This is a genomic window from Adhaeribacter terreus (assembly GCF_042657365.1).
Classification (GTDB): Bacteria; Bacteroidota; Bacteroidia; order Cytophagales; family Hymenobacteraceae; genus Adhaeribacter_A; species Adhaeribacter_A terreus.
The window spans coordinates 167890-183238 of sequence record NZ_JBHSKT010000004.1; the positions used below are offsets into that span (position 1 = coordinate 167890).

Annotated in this window: 15 protein-coding genes; 10 read left to right on the forward strand and 5 right to left on the reverse strand. The window is 44.7% G+C overall.

Annotation, left to right across the window (positions count from 1 at the left end; genetic code table 11):
- Positions 1-85: 85 nt before the first annotated feature.
- The 10 genes from mazG (at position 86) to ACFPIB_RS08345 (ending at position 9332) form a co-directional block, all read left to right on the forward strand.
- On the forward strand, positions 86-904 hold the full coding sequence (gene mazG, locus ACFPIB_RS08300) for a nucleoside triphosphate pyrophosphohydrolase (RefSeq protein ID WP_378016970.1): 819 nt from the start codon (positions 86-88) through the stop codon (positions 902-904).
- A 408-nt stretch (positions 905-1312) separates the two neighbouring features.
- Positions 1313-2182, forward strand: a complete 870-nt coding sequence (locus ACFPIB_RS08305) for a MotA/TolQ/ExbB proton channel family protein (protein WP_378016971.1) — start codon at positions 1313-1315, stop codon at positions 2180-2182.
- 25 nt (positions 2183-2207) lie between these two features.
- Positions 2208-2822, forward strand: a complete 615-nt coding sequence (locus ACFPIB_RS08310) for an ExbD/TolR family protein (RefSeq protein ID WP_378016972.1) — start codon at positions 2208-2210, stop codon at positions 2820-2822.
- A gap of 4 nt (positions 2823-2826) precedes the next feature.
- Positions 2827-3366 carry an ExbD/TolR family protein gene (locus tag ACFPIB_RS08315; protein WP_378016973.1) on the forward strand — a complete coding sequence of 180 codons (540 nt, stop codon included), beginning with the start codon at positions 2827-2829 and terminating at the stop codon, positions 3364-3366.
- Positions 3356-4177, forward strand: a complete 822-nt coding sequence (locus ACFPIB_RS08320; RefSeq protein WP_378016974.1) for an energy transducer TonB — start codon at positions 3356-3358, stop codon at positions 4175-4177. The genes ACFPIB_RS08315 and ACFPIB_RS08320 overlap by 11 nt, the downstream gene beginning before the upstream one ends.
- A gap of 363 nt (positions 4178-4540) precedes the next feature.
- A complete protein-coding gene (locus ACFPIB_RS08325; protein WP_378016975.1) occupies positions 4541-5374 on the forward strand; it encodes an energy transducer TonB in 834 nt (277 codons plus the stop codon).
- A gap of 131 nt (positions 5375-5505) precedes the next feature.
- Positions 5506-6231 carry an energy transducer TonB gene (locus tag ACFPIB_RS08330; protein WP_378016976.1) on the forward strand — a complete coding sequence of 242 codons (726 nt, stop codon included), beginning with the start codon at positions 5506-5508 and terminating at the stop codon, positions 6229-6231.
- Between the two features lie 79 nt (positions 6232-6310).
- Positions 6311-6568, forward strand: coding sequence for a hypothetical protein (locus ACFPIB_RS08335; RefSeq protein ID WP_378016977.1), 258 nt, complete (start codon positions 6311-6313; stop codon positions 6566-6568).
- A gap of 144 nt (positions 6569-6712) precedes the next feature.
- The gene (locus ACFPIB_RS08340) at positions 6713-7669 is read left to right on the forward strand and encodes a PstS family phosphate ABC transporter substrate-binding protein (RefSeq protein ID WP_378016978.1); all 957 of its coding nucleotides are present in this window, start codon (positions 6713-6715) and stop codon (positions 7667-7669) included.
- Positions 7670-7730: 61 nt separating this feature from the next.
- Complete coding sequence (locus tag ACFPIB_RS08345) at positions 7731-9332, forward strand: tetratricopeptide repeat protein (protein WP_378016979.1); 1602 nt, start codon at positions 7731-7733, stop codon at positions 9330-9332.
- 246 nt (positions 9333-9578) lie between these two features.
- On the opposite strand, the gene ACFPIB_RS08350 is transcribed toward ACFPIB_RS08345, so the two are convergent.
- The 5 genes from ACFPIB_RS08350 to ACFPIB_RS08370 all read right to left on the reverse strand — a co-directional run bounded on the left by ACFPIB_RS08350 (position 9579) and on the right by ACFPIB_RS08370 (position 15327).
- Positions 9579-10622: an RluA family pseudouridine synthase gene (locus ACFPIB_RS08350; protein WP_378016980.1), complete on the reverse strand. Its 1044-nt coding sequence runs from the start codon at positions 10620-10622 to the stop codon at positions 9579-9581.
- Positions 10623-10733: 111 nt separating this feature from the next.
- A complete protein-coding gene (locus ACFPIB_RS08355; RefSeq protein WP_378016981.1) occupies positions 10734-11363 on the reverse strand; it encodes an OmpH/Skp family outer membrane protein in 630 nt (209 codons plus the stop codon).
- Positions 11364-11389: 26 nt separating this feature from the next.
- Positions 11390-12067 (reverse strand): OmpH/Skp family outer membrane protein, encoded by a 678-nt coding sequence (locus ACFPIB_RS08360; RefSeq protein ID WP_378016982.1) that lies wholly within the window; start codon positions 12065-12067, stop codon positions 11390-11392.
- A gap of 18 nt (positions 12068-12085) precedes the next feature.
- The gene (gene bamA / locus ACFPIB_RS08365) at positions 12086-14587 is read right to left on the reverse strand and encodes an outer membrane protein assembly factor BamA (RefSeq protein WP_378016983.1); all 2502 of its coding nucleotides are present in this window, start codon (positions 14585-14587) and stop codon (positions 12086-12088) included.
- The gene (locus ACFPIB_RS08370) at positions 14584-15327 is read right to left on the reverse strand and encodes an isoprenyl transferase (protein ID WP_378016984.1); all 744 of its coding nucleotides are present in this window, start codon (positions 15325-15327) and stop codon (positions 14584-14586) included. Before ACFPIB_RS08370 ends, bamA begins: the two co-directional genes overlap by 4 nt.
- Between the last annotated feature and the right edge of the window lie 22 nt (positions 15328-15349).

A 15349-nucleotide genomic window follows, 5' to 3' on the forward strand; every position in this document is an offset into this window, starting at 1 on the left:
TCTTAAACGCTATACTTTTTACCGCAAAAAGTATAGCGTTTCTTTTCCGCCCCAGGCTCCTGCAAAACCTTTGTATATTTGCCTTATGGAAAATACTGTTTTTGCCGATTCGGCCCGTGGCCGCCAGCTAAGTGCTTTTAACCGTTTGCTCGACGTTTTAGACGATCTGCGTGAAAAATGCCCCTGGGATAAAAAGCAAACCCTGCAAAGCCTGCGCCACCTCACCATAGAAGAAACCTACGAACTTTCCGACGCCATTATGAAGCAGAATATGCCCGAACTCAAAAAAGAGATCGGCGATATTATGCTGCACATGATTTTCTACGCCAAAATTGCTTCCGAAACCAACATCTTCGACTTGGCCGATGTTTTGAACGCGCAATGCGATAAACTTATTTTCCGGCACCCGCACATTTACGGCGATGTAAAAGCGGAAACCGAAGAGCAGGTAAAACAGAACTGGGAACAATTAAAATTAAAAGAAGGCAATAAATCTGTATTAGGAGGCGTTCCTGTCTCGTTGCCGGCATTGGTAAAAGCCATGCGCATTCAGGAAAAAGCGCGCGGCGCCGGTTTCGATTGGGAGAAAAAAGAACAGGTATGGGAAAAAGTGGAGGAAGAACTCTCGGAATTTAAAGAAGAATTTAACCTGGCCGAGCCGGAAAAAGTAGATCGTGAACGCGCCAGCGGCGAATTTGGCGACCTGTTGTTTTCACTGGTAAACTTTGCCCGCTTCATCGATATTAACCCGGAAGAAGCGCTGGAAAAAACCAATTTGAAATTCATTCAGCGGTTTAATTTTTTAGAAACCGAAGCGGCTAAAGACGGTAAAGAACTGCGCAATATGAGCCTGGCCGAGATGGATGAATATTGGAATAAAGCCAAAAAATTGGGCCGGAATTAAAAAAAGTTACCGCAAAAAATAAACTTATTTGGCGGTTTTGCTGTCTGTATTTGCAATTGCTATTTGTCAGCAAAACCGCCGCCGGGAAAAAATGGTATCCTTTTCCCACTCCAAACTACCTATCTGAACTGTGAAAATTAAAGCGGCCCAAAACTGAATATTTTATTTAGTATGCATGCCGAATTGTTAAATTAATCTCAATTTTTATAGCTTTACCGCTAAATAAAGAATTGAATTTGGCAGAAACTCTGAATTTGATTAGGTTTGTACGTTACGAATAGCCGTTTTACGGAATTTAAACCTTTATTCAGGGTATTAGTTTTAACAAAACGGTATACGTTCGAACCAAAAAAATAAAACAAACAACTAAAACAACCCAAAACAATTAACATTTAATTTTTAACAACAATGGAAAAAAAGATTGCAGTAAACAAAGATGCAACCAAAAGCACTACTGACAGCGGCAAATCCGGCTCTATGTTCGCTACGTTGGCTATTCCGATCGCGATAGTAGCTGCGATTATTATTTATATGTTCATTTTAGGTAACCCGGCTAACTTTGAAGGTGGCGACACCAACAATCACCCACTGCCAGGTAACGTATTAGGTATTGTTTACAAAGGTGGTTTCATCGTACCAATCCTGATCGCCCTTCTGATCATGGTATTAGCTTTCGGTATCGAGCGTTTCTTAACCATCAGCAAAGCAAAAGGTTCTAAAGGTATCGAAGGTTTCGTTCGTACTATCCGCATGAAACTGAACCAGCACGATGTAAACGGCGCTATGGCTGCCTGCGATGCGCAGAAAGGTTCTGTAGCTAACGTAGTAAAAGCTGGTCTGCACAAATACAAAGAAATGGTAGCCGACAACTCTCTGCCGAAAGATCAGAAAGTATTGGCTATTCAGAAAGAAATTGAAGAAACTACTGCCCTTGAGTTACCAATGCTGGAGAAAAACCTGGTTATCATTTCAACCATCGCTTCTATTGCAACCCTGGTAGGTCTGATCGGTACAGTACTTGGTATGATCAAGGCGTTCTCGGCTCTCTCCGCCGGTGGTGCTCCTGATGCAGTAGGTCTGGCAAACGGTATCTCTGAAGCGCTTATCAACACCGCTCTTGGTATTACCGGTTCGGCTATCGCGATCATCGCTTATAACTTCTTCACCAGCAAAATTGATGAATTAACCTACTCTATCGATGAGGCTGGTTTCTCTATCATCCAAACGTTCGCTTCCCAGGAAGGCAACACAACTACAAAAGCGCCTTACAACGCTTAATTTCTAAAACTGCAGATTTTAAAATATGCCTAAAGTTAAAGTACATCGGACCAGTCCTTCACTGGATATGACTCCCATGGTTGACTTGGCGTTCCTGCTGGTAACATTCTTTATGTTAACAGCTACACCTTCGCAGGAAGAAAAGTTGATTGTCGATACCCCTTCTTCTATTTCGGAAATTAAGCTTCCCGAAAAAGACGTTATTACGATAACAATTGGAAGTGACAACCGCGTTTTTTACGGCGTAGATGGCCAACCAACCAGACTCAGTCTCCTCGATAAGATGGGCGCCAAATACAATGTTTCTTTTACAGAAAATGAAAGGAGAACATTTGAGTTAACCAACAGCTTCGGTATGCCGATGGCGGGTTTGAAATCGTATCTGGCAATGACCCCGGAACAGCGTAAAAAAATAACCCAACCCGGAATTCCTTTCGATTCGGTTAAAAATGAATTAGGCGACTGGGTGCTGCAAACCCGTTTAACTAATCCGGATGTGGTAGTGGCCATTAAAGGCGACCAAAGCACCGACGTGCCAACCATTCAGCGGATTATCGAAGTGTTGCAGGAGAAAAAGGTAAACAGATTTAACCTGATTACCGACATGGAAATGAAACCTTCTAACTACAAACCGAGATAAGAAGATGGCTGAAATACAACCAAAAGGTGACGGTGGAGGCAAAGGCGGGAAGAAACGGGCTAAGAAAATGTCGACCAAGATCGACATGACGCCAATGGTAGACTTAGCATTCCTTTTGCTTACCTTCTTCATGCTCACCACCACCTTCAACAAACCACAGACCATGGAAATAAACATGCCTGTGAAAGACGTTAAGGAAGAAGATCGTAATGAACTTAAAGCTTCCGAGGCATTGACGGTGATCTTAGGTAAAGACGATAAAGTTTATTATTACCAGGGATTGAACGACGGCAAATCGCAACCAGAACTGAAAACCACTGACTTCTCCGATAAAGGGATCCGTCAGGTTTTACTGGATCTGGGTCGTACCATTCCGAAGCTTACCGTATTGATTAAACCGGTAAAAACGGCGCGCTACAAAAACATAGTGGATATTCTGGATGAAATGAACATTACGAATACCCGCCGTTATGCGCTCGTTGATATGTCTGACCTTGATACGAAATTATTGGAAACTGTAACCGGCGCGCCTGATGGAAAATAAGAATTATGCCAACGCCACCCTCGACGACATTGTTTTTGAGGGCCGCAACCGCGAATACGGTGCCTACATGCTCCGTAAGGTTTACACCAAACACGTAACCCGCGGTCTGATCATTGCTATTGCTTTGTTCATGATCTTCCTGGCTGCTCCGGTAATTTCCAAATACATTTTCAAGGAAGAAGTAGTAGAAGAGCACGTAGCTGTAGTAGACGTAAACACATTAGCGGAACCACCGCCAATTGATAAAACAACGCCACCACCACCACCACCGCCACCGCCAGCGGAACCACCACCCCCACCGGTACAAAAAACCATTAAGTTTACGCCGCCGGTAATTAAAAAGGATGAGGAAGTGCGGAAGGAAGAAGTGCCGGACGTGCAAGAGCTGAAAGAAGCTGCCGTAGACGTAAAAACGCAGGAAGGTACCACAACCAAGCCAGATCTTTCAGGACTGGAAGGCACCGGAGATGCAGTAGTAGCGGATGTGGTAGAAGACAAAGTTTTTGAATTCGTGGAGCAGCAGCCGGAATTTCCGGGCGGGCAGGAAGCGATGATGAAATTCTTAGGCCAGAACATTCGTTACCCATCGGTAGCGCAACGTAATGGTCTGGAAGGCCGGGTTATCCTTTCTTTCGTAGTAGACCAGAACGGTGAAATTTCAGATATTAAAATTCTGAAACCACTGGGCGGCGGTACCGACGAAGAAGCGATCCGGGTAGTAAAAACAATGCCGAAGTGGCGCCCTGGTAAACAGAACGGCCGCGCGGTAAAAGTTAAATTTACCCTGCCGGTTCTCTTCAGCATTAAATAATAATTAAGAAATATCTAATTCATAAAAAACTCCGGGCTGCTTGGTCCGGAGTTTTTTCGTTTAAAAGCATACCGTTTTACACACAAACCTCACAGGTTTCAGAAACCTGTGAGGTTTTTTTATTGCGCACCTTTTCCTTTAAACCACAATGAAAAAAACGCTATAGTTTTCAGTAAAAAAAGTCTAAGAAAAAGCACAACATAAATTACAGCATAGCGTTTCTCTATATATTAACCACTTTCTAAATTCATTCATTTCTTAAGATCTTCTATGGCATAAAATTCTACTTCCCACATATTTTTTTTGCGGGCTCATTGCGTGACCTTTTCAATTATTCATATTCACTTTTAACCGGTCCGTTTTATGACAAGTAGCAATTTTGCCACCCAAACCACCTTCGACGACATTGTTTTTGAAGGCCGAAACCGCGAGTATGGTGCTTACCTGCTCCGGAAGATCTACACCCGCAACTTATACCGTGGCCTCGTCGCGGCAATTATGTTGTTCATGCTTTTCCTGAGTCTGCCGCTGATCATCAACAAACTCTTTCCGAAGGAATTTGTAGATACGCCGTCTATTCCCACGGTTGGGCCTATGATTATTGAGGATATTATCATTCCTCCGCTTCCGGAAGAAATTACGCCCCCTCCTGCTCCCGCCGACGTTAAACCACCGCAGGAAGCAACGCCGGCCGCAGGCGCCACCCAGGAATTTATAGAGCCGGTAATAACTGCCAACGGCCATAAAACAATGATTGATGTAAATCTGCCGCCGGGCATAGAACCTGGTAAAACCACCAGCGAAGGCAATGGCGGCACCGGCGTAATACCAAACACCGGAACCGGTACCACCGGCGGAGAAATTATTGTTCCTGAGAATAAAATCTTCGAATACGTGGAAGTAAATCCGGAATTTCCGGGCGGCCAGACAGCCATGATGAAATACCTGAGCGAGAATATCCGGTATCCATCTTTAGCCGAACGTAACAGGCTGGAAGGTTTGGTGGTGGTGCAGTTTGTGGTGAATGAAGAAGGCCGGATTTCCGGTTTAACCATTCTGAAAAACCTGGGCGGCGGCACCGACGAAGAAGCCATGCGCGTGATCAAAAACATGCCAACCTGGAAACCAGGTATGCAAAATGGCACAGCCGTAAAAGTGCGCTATACCTTACCGATCAGGTTCACTTTAAAACGATAGTTTCAGAAACTCCGGGGTTAAGAAAGCTCCGGAGTTTTTTGCTTTAAAAGCATAGCGTTTTCAAAAGAATAAGGCCTTTCAATAATTGTTATTAAAACCGTAGCTTTGCATTTCTGAATTTATTTTATTGCATGAAACGACTTTTACTTTTTGCCTGCTTTTTGATAGCGTTTTTCACTGCTTCAGCACAGATCCGGACAACTGATGAACAGGTTTATTCTTACGCAGATCCGATGCCGGAATTTCCGGGCGGGCAAACTAAGATGATGGAATATATCGCGCAAAATATCCGCTATCCGGGCGAAGCATTGGTTAATGGGCTGCAAGGCATTGTGTTTGTTTCGTTCGTAGTAGAAAAAAATGGAAAAATAACGCAAGTAGAAACAATTAAAAGTGCAGCACCAAGTCTTGATGCTGAAGCTGTAAGAGTTTGTGAAAGCATGCCTAATTGGGAACCCGGAAAATTGAATAACCAGACAGTAGCCGTAAAATTTACATTACCGATAAGATTCCAATTCCAAACGAAAGATCAAACTGATAGCACTGCTATAATTGAAAGAGTTGAGGAACAACCAGAGTTTCCGGGCGGACAGGAGGCAATGTTTCGCTTTTTAGCAACTCATATTAAATATCCTAAAGAAGCTCAAAAGGAACGAATCCAGGGGCGGTCTATCATTTCATTTGTAGTAAATCAGGATGGAAGTTTGAGTAACTATAAAATTGTAAAACGTTTAGGTTATGGCGCTGATGAAGAAGCTCTTAGAGTTTTGCAGGCCATGCCGTTATGGAAACCTGGAAAAATAAACGGAAAACCAGTTCGCGTAAAATTTACATTACCAGTTCTTTTCCAATTATAGTTATCAGAACAAAACTAAACCCTCATCCTCACTTTCAGCCACAAAAACCGTATCTTTTCAGGCTGAAAAACTACGCTTTATGTTTGAACCTAGAAATCCGCGCAACCAGCCGGAAAGCACTTATACCAAAATTGTAAAATATTTTTCGCTCGTCATGACGCTGCTTTACCCGGCCATTGGCGTTTTCCTGTTCTTTTCTACGCCTGAGCAGGTGCGTTTAGATGAAACTACCAAGAAAATACTGGGTGGCGTGTTGGTCGTTTATGGCATCATCCGGGCAATCCGGGTTTACCAGGAGCATTTTAAGAACAAAAACCGCCATCACCGCGAAGAATAATTTCCGCAATATTGCGTTATAAGAGCAAGATAAAAGTAAACGGCAGCGCCGGTAGCAGAAAAACAATGCGGCCGGCGCTGCTGTCTTATTAACAGAATTGTTAGATTTGTGCTATCATCCTTGCAGAATTCACGTTTCAGGAACATGAAAAACATAAAAGCATTCAGCACTTTGTTGCTTACCGGCGGTTTATTTACCGTTTTGCTGGGTAGTTGCAATCAATCGGGCAGCAAAGGCCCATCCGATACACCAACTTCCGGTTCCATTAAAATAAGCGTAGACGAAACTTTTAAGCCGATAATAGAAACGCAGCTGAATGTTTTTCATAAGCTTTATAAAAATGCAAAGATCAACGCTACCTATGCGGCCGAAAGCGAAGCTATAAAAGCGCTTTTGCAAGACAGCGCCCGCCTGGCTATTGTATCGCGCCCGCTTACTCCTTCCGAAACCCAGGTTTTTGAAAAAGCCCGCATTACGCCGCGCGTAACCAAAATTGCGACCGATGGCATTGCATTGATCCTGAACCCGGAAAATACCGATACCCTGCTTTCACTGCCACAACTGCGCGAGATCTTCAGCGGAAAAGCTACTTCCTGGAAACAGGTGAACCCGGCTTCCAAACTTGGTAATATTGCTATTGTTTTCGATAACGCTAATTCCAGCACGGCCCGTTTTGTGCGCGATTCCATTACCAATAAAGCGCCTTTGCCGCCAACGGCTTACGCGTCTAATTCTATTCCGTCGGTTATAGATTATGTAACGGAAAACAAGAATTCCATCGGCGTGATCGGGGCCAACTGGATCAGCGATTTTGATGACAGCACAGCCGTAGGTTTTATCAATAAAGTGAAAGTTGTAGCTGTAAGCCGGGAGCATACTCCTGCCAAACCCGATAATTACGTGCAGCCCTATCAGGCTTACCTGGTGCAGAAATCTTACCCGTTATTCCGCGAGGTGTATATCATCAGCCGCGAGGCCCGCGCCGGTCTTGGCACGGGGTTTGTTTCGTTCTCGGCCGGAGATAAAGGGCAGCGTATTGTGCTGAAAGCCGGTCTGGCTCCCGCCCGCGGGGTGGTTAGGCTGGTAGAAGTGAAACGATAACTACTTTTTTTCCTAAACGTAATACCATTTTTCTTAATTCAATCTTATAAAACCAACACCCATGACAAAGAACTGGAAGTATGCGCTCCTGATAGCGGGCCTTTTTTCTTTCTCGTCAGCAATAGGCCAGACCATGCAGGATGGCCGTCGTTTGCTGGAGATGGAACGCTACGGTGAAGCAAAGAAAACCCTTTCGAAAGTAGTAAAGAACCAGAATAACGAGCTTAATAATATTGCTCTTGGCGATGCGTATCTGAGAGCCGGCCAACCGGATTCAGCGGTAATGTATTACAATATTGCTGCTGGCATGAACAAAAAATCGGCGCTGGGAATGGCCGCTGCCGGTAAAGCTGCTTTGGTAAAAAATAACGTTGCGGAAGCAGATAAACAGTTTGCAGATGCCGTAAAACGCTCCAAATCAAAAGATTCGAACGTGCTGATGGTAATTGGCAGCGCTTATTTCGATACTAAAAAAGATTATAATAAAGCCGTAGAATATCTTACTAAAGCGGTAAAAGCCAATAATAAAAATGCGCCTGCGTATGTAATGCTCGGCGATGCGCAACTGGAACTGAAACGCGGCGGCGAGGCCATGACGGCTTACGAAAATGCTATTTCAGCTGACAGCAAATATGCTTTGGCGCACCTGCGTAAAGGCCAGTTGAGCGTGCGTTCGCGTAACTACAACGAAGCGCAGAACTCATACCAAGCCGTAATTAACATGGATCCGAATTATGCTCCTGCATACCGCGATCTGGGTGAGCTTTATTACTTCGCCGGTAAATATGACCTGGCGCTGGAAAACTACAAAAAGTATGTGGCCATGGCGGAAAACACGCCGGAAACCCGTGCTGTATATGCTTCTTTCCTGTACCTGACTAAAGATTATGCCGGTACCATTAAAGAAGCCGAAGAAGTGTTGAAACGCGATCCGAACAACGTGGTAATGAAGCGTTTGCTGGCTTATTCGTATTATGAGACCAAACAGGATGATAAAGCTTTAGCAGCCATTCAGGATTATTTCAAAACTACGCCGGCCGATAAATTACTGGCTACGGATTACGAATACCAGGGTAAAATTTTAGCCCGTGCCGATAAGTCTGACGAAGCGTTGAACAGCTTCAATAAAGCCCTGAGTATGGACTCTACCCGCGCCGATCTGCGTAACGACATTGCCCAGATCTACGTGAAGCAAAACAATTTCCCAAAAGCGATTGCTTTGTACCGCGATAAAATGAACCGCAGCAAGCCTACCAACACCGATTACTATTATTTAGGTAATCTGTACGATCAGGCGAAGAATTACAAAGCTGCCGATAGTTTATACGCGCTGATCACGACCAATAACCCAACGTATGCGCAGGCTTATTTGTGGCGTGCCCGCTCCAATGCGAACTTAGATCCGGAATCTAAAACCGGTTTAGCCAAGCCGCATTACGAGAAATACATTGAACTGGCCTCTGCTGAAAAAGATAAAAACAAATCTGGCCTGGTGGAAGCAAACTATTATCTGGCGTACTACAACTACCTGAAAAAGGACAAAGCGCAGGCAAACATGCACCTGAAAGAAGTACTTACCCTGGAACCAGGAAACGTACAAGCTAAAACCTTATCGGATGTGGTAAACGGTAAAGTGAAAGCCAAAACCAAGACGAAGAAATAATAAGCTTCGGTTTACAAACCATAAAAAAAAGCGCTTCTCAGAAATGGGAAGCGCTTTTTTTATTTTAAATCAATTCAAATAGATCTGACTTTTTGCTCTTAAAACCATAGCGTTTTCATTTTATTTTGCTTTAAAAACGGTAGGATTTTCGCCACCAAAACTCATGACTTCACAATACTCAAGAAACTGCAAAGCTCAAATATTTTAAAAACGCTATGCTTTTCGGCTTAAAAACTGCTTGTAACTTTATTCAGCGTACAACTCCCACTTAGCGAGCGCCTGCTGAAAATCTTCGGGAAGCTCGGTAGAGAACTGCAGGAATTCCTTCGTTTTCGGGTGAATGAAACCCAGCGTTTGCGCGTGTAAAGCCTGACGGGGCATAATTTTAAAAGCATTCTCTACAAAGGTTTTATACGAACCAACCGGTTGCCCTTTCAGAATTTTATCGCCACCGTACGTTGCATCGCTGAAAAGTGGGTGGCCTAGGTATTTCATGTGCGCCCGGATCTGGTGCGAACGTCCCGTTTCCAGGTTACATTTCACCAGCGATACATACTTGAACGATTTCATCACTTCGTAGTGCGTTACGGCGTGTTTTCCCTGCTCTCCGTTCGGATAAACACTCATCACCCGCCGATCCTTCAAACTTCTGCCTACGTGGCCGGTAATCGTGCCTTTTGGTTCTTTCGGAACGCCCCAAACCAACGCATAATACGTTCTTTCAATGCTGTGGTCATAGAATTGCCGGGCTAAATATGTCATCGCAAATTCCGTTTTGGCAATTACCAACAAGCCGGAAGTATCTTTATCGATGCGGTGCACCAAACCCGGCCGAATAGCGCCGTTACGGCTGGTGGGCAGGTTATTTAAATAATACGACAGCGCATTTACCAGCGTACCGGTCCAGTTGCCATAAGCCGGATGCACCACCATACCGGCCGGTTTGTTTACCAGCAGCAGTTCCTCATCTTCATACACAATGTTCAGCGGAATATTTTCCGGCACCACTTCGGTATCGCGCGGCGGGTCAGGCAGCGTAATGGTAACCACATCGAGCGGCTTTACTTTATAGCTCGATTTTATGGCTTTGTTGTTTACCAGAATGGTATGCGCTTCGATGGCATTCTGAATTTTGTTGCGCGTGGCGTGCGGCAAGCGGTCCATCAGAAATTTATCGATGCGGAGCAGGCTCTGCTTTTTATCTATTACAATGCGGTGGTGCTCATACAATTCATCCGAATCGGCATCGCCGCTGTCTAATACCAGTTCTTCGTCTTCCAGATCTTCCATTATAATGCAAAGGTAAGTTTTAAGCCCGAAAATGATACCGTTTTGGGTAGCCCTCGGAAACAGAAAAGCCGGTACAATTGCACCGGCTTTCTTTATTTTGGCTGAAAGAAATTACTTCTTCTTGCTTTTAGATTTCGATTTGGTAGCTGGTGCAGCCGGAGTTGCCGGTGTAGCTGGTTTTACTTCGGCAGCCGGAGCAGCACCTGGTTTAACCGGCGTTACGCCCATTTTCTTCAGAACTAAGTCAGAAATGTTACCATCTTCCGGACCGTGTAATAAAACCGGCGTGGTGCCATAACCAGCATCAGAGTTAAATACATAGGTATAACCGTTTTCTTTAGCTACATCGTCAATAGCTTTCTGCAGTTTATCTAAAGCAGGTTCCATTAAAGACTGCTGCTTTTTTTGCAAAGATACATCCGCATTTTTCTGGAATTCTTCGATAGAAGAACGCAGGTTCATCAGCTCTTTTTCTTTGTCGGCTTTTACTACGTCGGTCATAGTAGCAGCACCTTTCTGATACGCCTGACCTTTGGTTTCAAACTCCTGGTATTTTGATTTCAGCTGGTTCTCAAGTTGCGCGCTGTAAGCTTTCAGATCAGCTTCAATTTGCTTGCTTTCCGGCATTTGGCTCAGAACGTAATCTACGTTGGTATAACCAATTTTAACGGGCGTTTGCGCAAAAGACACAGCGCTCATAAATAAGAACGCGACAGCAGCGAATAATTTACGTTTGTTCATTTTTACTTTTTCGGGTTAATTATATACTATTTTTTTTGCTTTGGTTGGGTACGGACCGGGGCAGCTTTTTTTACCGGAGCCGGCTGATCCATTTCTTCTTCCTGAATACCTTCCTGCTGCCGTAGCGGCGTATCGCCCGGTTGATCTACCAGCGCACCGGCCGGGCGTTTTCCAGGCTGATTTTTTTCCGGAGAAGCCAGGCCTAATTCTTCCAGCACATATTCAGTATAATCGTGCACCGGGTTGGTGTAGATCATCGTCATATCGCCAGATTTATCGAACATGATCTGGAGACCTTTCTTTTTCGATACTTTTTCTACGGCTTCAAACAAGTTGTCCTGCACCGGGCGGATAAGCTCCATGCGTTTTTTAAAAAGCGTACCTTCAAATCCAAAAATGCGTTTCTGCATTTCACGGGCATCTTTTTCTTTGGTCTCAATTTCAGCCAGCCGCTTTTGCTTCATTTCATCGGTCAGCAGCACTTCTTCGGCCTGAAACTTTTTCCGAAGCTTTTCCACTTCTTTATACTGGCCTTCAATATCTTTCTGCCAGGCAGCCGAAAGCGTATTTACTTCCTGTTGCGCCGAAGCATAAGTCGGCATTTTACTCAGAATGAATTCCGAATCGATATACCCGAATTTCTGCGCGAATGCAGCAGGCACGGCCAGAAAAAGCACGAAGAGTATACCAAATAGTTTTTTCATGTGGCTAATATAAATAATTTATCTGATCTGCTGTCCGATCATGAAGTGGAAACGCCCGCCAGACGGACTGCCGGCACTACCCGGCGTAGCAGGATAGCTGTCCAGACCATAACCATAATCGAAACCGAGTAACCCAAAGGCAGCCATAAATATACGGGCACCTACCCCCACCGAACGGTATAACTTGTATGGGTTATAATCGCGGTAGTTGGCAAAGTTATTACCGGCTTCAGCAAATCCTAAAACAAACACCGTCGCGCTTGGGTTCAGGGTAATCGGGTAACGAAGTTCCATCACAAATTTATCGAAGGCAACTCCACCGGCCTGCGCTGGCGTAACGGTAGCATCTTCGTAACCGCGTAAGCCCACGTATTCTGTACCAACAAGCAGCGTTCCTACGCCCATGCCGTTACCACCAAGCTTAAATCTTTCGAACGGACCAATGCCGATTTTATTATTATAACTACCCAGGAAACCGAAATGCGCTCTTGTGTTTAATACCAAATTCCCTGCCAGATTCGTGAACCATGAAGCATCGAACATCCACTTGTGAAACTCGATCCATTCGAATTCACTTTTGCGGTTTTCGTTGAATAAAGAATATGGCGGCGTTAAGTTCACGCTTAAGCTTATGGAAGAACCGCGTTTGGTATAGATCGGGCTATCAAAACTGTTCCGCGACAAGGTATTGGTCAGGGAAATACTGTTGGAAGTACCATTATCGAAATTTTCCATAATAGCATAATTATTCAGCTTATACTGATAATACGCCAGGGAATGCGAAAGCACGAAGAAGTCATCCGGCCAGGTTAAACGACGACCCAAACCAATAGAAAGACCATTGATCTTGATCAGCGGATCGTTTGCTGTTTTGGTAGCTACCGCATAGCTCAACAAACGGGAAACCGTATGGCTTAAGCTTACTGAAAGAGAATTTGGCTTGCGGCCACCTAACCAAGGCTCGGTAAAAGAAAGCGAATACGACTGATAACGGTAACCATTGGCCTGCACATTCAGAGATACGCGTTGCCCATCACCGGCCGGAACCGGAGTCCAGTGCTTAAATTTACCAGCTTTGCGGAGCGAGAAGTTATTGAATACGAAACCAGCCGTACCCACAAAGCCCTGCAAACCGCCCCAGCCACCAGATAAGGTAAACTGATCGCTTGGTTTTTCTACTACCGTATATTTAATATCTACCGTTCCGTCCTGCGGATTCGGAATCGGGTTCATGCCAATTTGCTCCGGATCGAAATAACCCAGGTTGGCAATTTCGTTACGCGAACGGATCAAATCTGCCCGGCTGAATTTCTGGCCTGGAACTGTACGCAATTCACGCAGTACCACGTGGTCGCTGGTTTTCGTATTTCCGGCTACGGTTACATCTTTAATTCTAGCCTGCGCACCTTCCGAAATACGCATTTCAATATCAATGGAATCGTTTTCAACCAATACTTCTACCGGATCGATACCGAAGAACAGGTAACCATCGTCCATGTAAAGCGAAGTGATATCCAAACCGGTCGGGTTGTAGCTCAGGCGTTTGTCCAGAGTTTCTTTGCTGTAAACGCTACCCTTTTTAATGCCTAAAATGCCTGCCAGGTATTTATCGTCGTACAGATAATTGCCGTTCCAGGTTATATTCCGGAAGTAATACTTACGGCCTTCATCTACGGTTAAATAAACATGAATACGGTCTTCAGACACTTTTACCACACTATCCGATACGACTTGCGCATCGCGGTAACCCTGGCTGTTGTAATATTCTACAATAGCGCGTTTATCATCTTCAAAGCCGGTTTTCAGGAATTTAGAACTGGTAAAGACTTTCCAGAACTTACGTTCCTTGGTGTTTTTCATTTGCTTCTGCAACTTGCCCTCGGCAATGGCATCGTTTCCTGAAAACGTAATTTCTTCTATCTTAACTTTTTCTTTTTTATCGATATCGATGTTCAGTACCACGCTGTTCGGCAAAAGGGAATCGGTTTGCTGCGTGATATTGACCTTGGCATTCATATATCCTTTCTCCAGGAAATATTTCCGCACAATATTTTTGGTATTGCTGATCACGGCATCGGTTACTACTTTACCACGGATCAGGTTTATCTTTTCGCGAAGTTCATCGGCGTGGCCTTTTTTAACGCCTTTGAACGTGAATTTAGAAAGGCGCGGACGTTCGGTCAGGTAAAAATCGAGGAAAATATAACGCCCTTCTACTTTCGTAGCCGAAACTTCTATATTACCTAAAATGCCCTGCGCCCAAAGTTTATTGATCGCTTTGCTGATATCTTCGCCGGGAACCTGGATCTGATCGCCTACTTTTAAACCGGTAATGGCAATAAGCGTGGCCGGATCCAGGAATTTAGTACCGCTTACCGTAATACCACCAATCTCGTATTTCTGCGGATTGGTGTAATCAAGAACAAGGTCTTGTCCTCCCTGCATCCGGATCTGGCCAAATGCCTGCCCGCAAAAAAACAGTAGGAAAAATACCCCAAAAAGTCTGTTAACTATTTTCATTTTGTAAGTTGTTCACTCGTTTTGCCAAAGCGCCGTTCGCGGGCCTGGTATGCAATAAGCGCTTCGTGCAAATGCTCTTTCCGGAAATCCGGCCAAAGTAAATCGGTAATATATAATTCGGTGTAAGCCATCTGCCAGAGCAGAAAATTACTGATGCGTTGTTCGCCGCTGGTTCTGATCAATAATTCCGGATCGGGCATGCCGGCAGTTGCCAAGTAAGAACCAAACTTATTTTCGTTCACATCTTCCGGCTGCAACTTCCCGGCCTGAATTTCCATGCCGATCTTTTTTACTGCCTGCGCAATATCCCAGCGGCCGCTGTAACTCAAAGCCAATACCAGGGTCATACCCGTATTCTGGCTTGTGGCATCCATGGCTTCCCGGAGTTCCCGCTGGCAGCTGCCAGGCAGGCTTTCAGTTTGACCAATAGTTTGTAAACGAATATTGTTTTTCTTTAAAGTAGCGGTTTCTTTTCCGATAGTAGATACCAGCAATTGCATCAGTGCATTTACTTCAAATTGCGGACGGTTCCAGTTTTCGGTAGAAAATGCGTATAAAGTTAGATATTCGATTCCCAGTTCGGCGGCTCCTTCTACGGTTTCGCGCACGGCCGTAATGGCACTCTGGTGGCCGAAAATACGCATACCGCCGCGCTGTTTAGCCCAACGGCCGTTTCCGTCCATGATAACGGCAACGTGTTTAGGTAAATTGTGTTGTTCTATTTTATCCCGAAGACTCATCCAAACAGTATTTCCCCGCAAG

What these genes read in the sequence shown, in the direction of transcription:
- mazG (WP_378016970.1), top strand. Translation starts at nt 86, where the DNA reads ATGGAAAATACTGTTTTTGCCGATTCGGCCCGTGGCCGCCAGCTAAGT.
- ACFPIB_RS08305 (WP_378016971.1), top strand. Translation starts at nt 1,313, where the DNA reads ATGGAAAAAAAGATTGCAGTAAACAAAGATGCAACCAAAAGCACTACT.
- ACFPIB_RS08310 (WP_378016972.1), top strand. Translation starts at nt 2,208, where the DNA reads ATGCCTAAAGTTAAAGTACATCGGACCAGTCCTTCACTGGATATGACT.
- ACFPIB_RS08315 (WP_378016973.1), top strand. Translation starts at nt 2,827, where the DNA reads ATGGCTGAAATACAACCAAAAGGTGACGGTGGAGGCAAAGGCGGGAAG.
- ACFPIB_RS08320 (WP_378016974.1), top strand. Translation starts at nt 3,356, where the DNA reads ATGGAAAATAAGAATTATGCCAACGCCACCCTCGACGACATTGTTTTT.
- ACFPIB_RS08325 (WP_378016975.1), top strand. Translation starts at nt 4,541, where the DNA reads ATGACAAGTAGCAATTTTGCCACCCAAACCACCTTCGACGACATTGTT.
- ACFPIB_RS08330 (WP_378016976.1), top strand. Translation starts at nt 5,506, where the DNA reads ATGAAACGACTTTTACTTTTTGCCTGCTTTTTGATAGCGTTTTTCACT.
- ACFPIB_RS08335 (WP_378016977.1), top strand. Translation starts at nt 6,311, where the DNA reads ATGTTTGAACCTAGAAATCCGCGCAACCAGCCGGAAAGCACTTATACC.
- ACFPIB_RS08340 (WP_378016978.1), top strand. Translation starts at nt 6,713, where the DNA reads ATGAAAAACATAAAAGCATTCAGCACTTTGTTGCTTACCGGCGGTTTA.
- ACFPIB_RS08345 (WP_378016979.1), top strand. Translation starts at nt 7,731, where the DNA reads ATGACAAAGAACTGGAAGTATGCGCTCCTGATAGCGGGCCTTTTTTCT.
- ACFPIB_RS08350 (WP_378016980.1), bottom strand. Translation starts at nt 10,622, where the DNA reads ATGGAAGATCTGGAAGACGAAGAACTGGTATTAGACAGCGGCGATGCC.
- ACFPIB_RS08355 (WP_378016981.1), bottom strand. Translation starts at nt 11,363, where the DNA reads ATGAACAAACGTAAATTATTCGCTGCTGTCGCGTTCTTATTTATGAGC.
- ACFPIB_RS08360 (WP_378016982.1), bottom strand. Translation starts at nt 12,067, where the DNA reads ATGAAAAAACTATTTGGTATACTCTTCGTGCTTTTTCTGGCCGTGCCT.
- bamA (WP_378016983.1), bottom strand. Translation starts at nt 14,587, where the DNA reads ATGAAAATAGTTAACAGACTTTTTGGGGTATTTTTCCTACTGTTTTTT.
- ACFPIB_RS08370 (WP_378016984.1), bottom strand. Translation starts at nt 15,327, where the DNA reads ATGAGTCTTCGGGATAAAATAGAACAACACAATTTACCTAAACACGTT.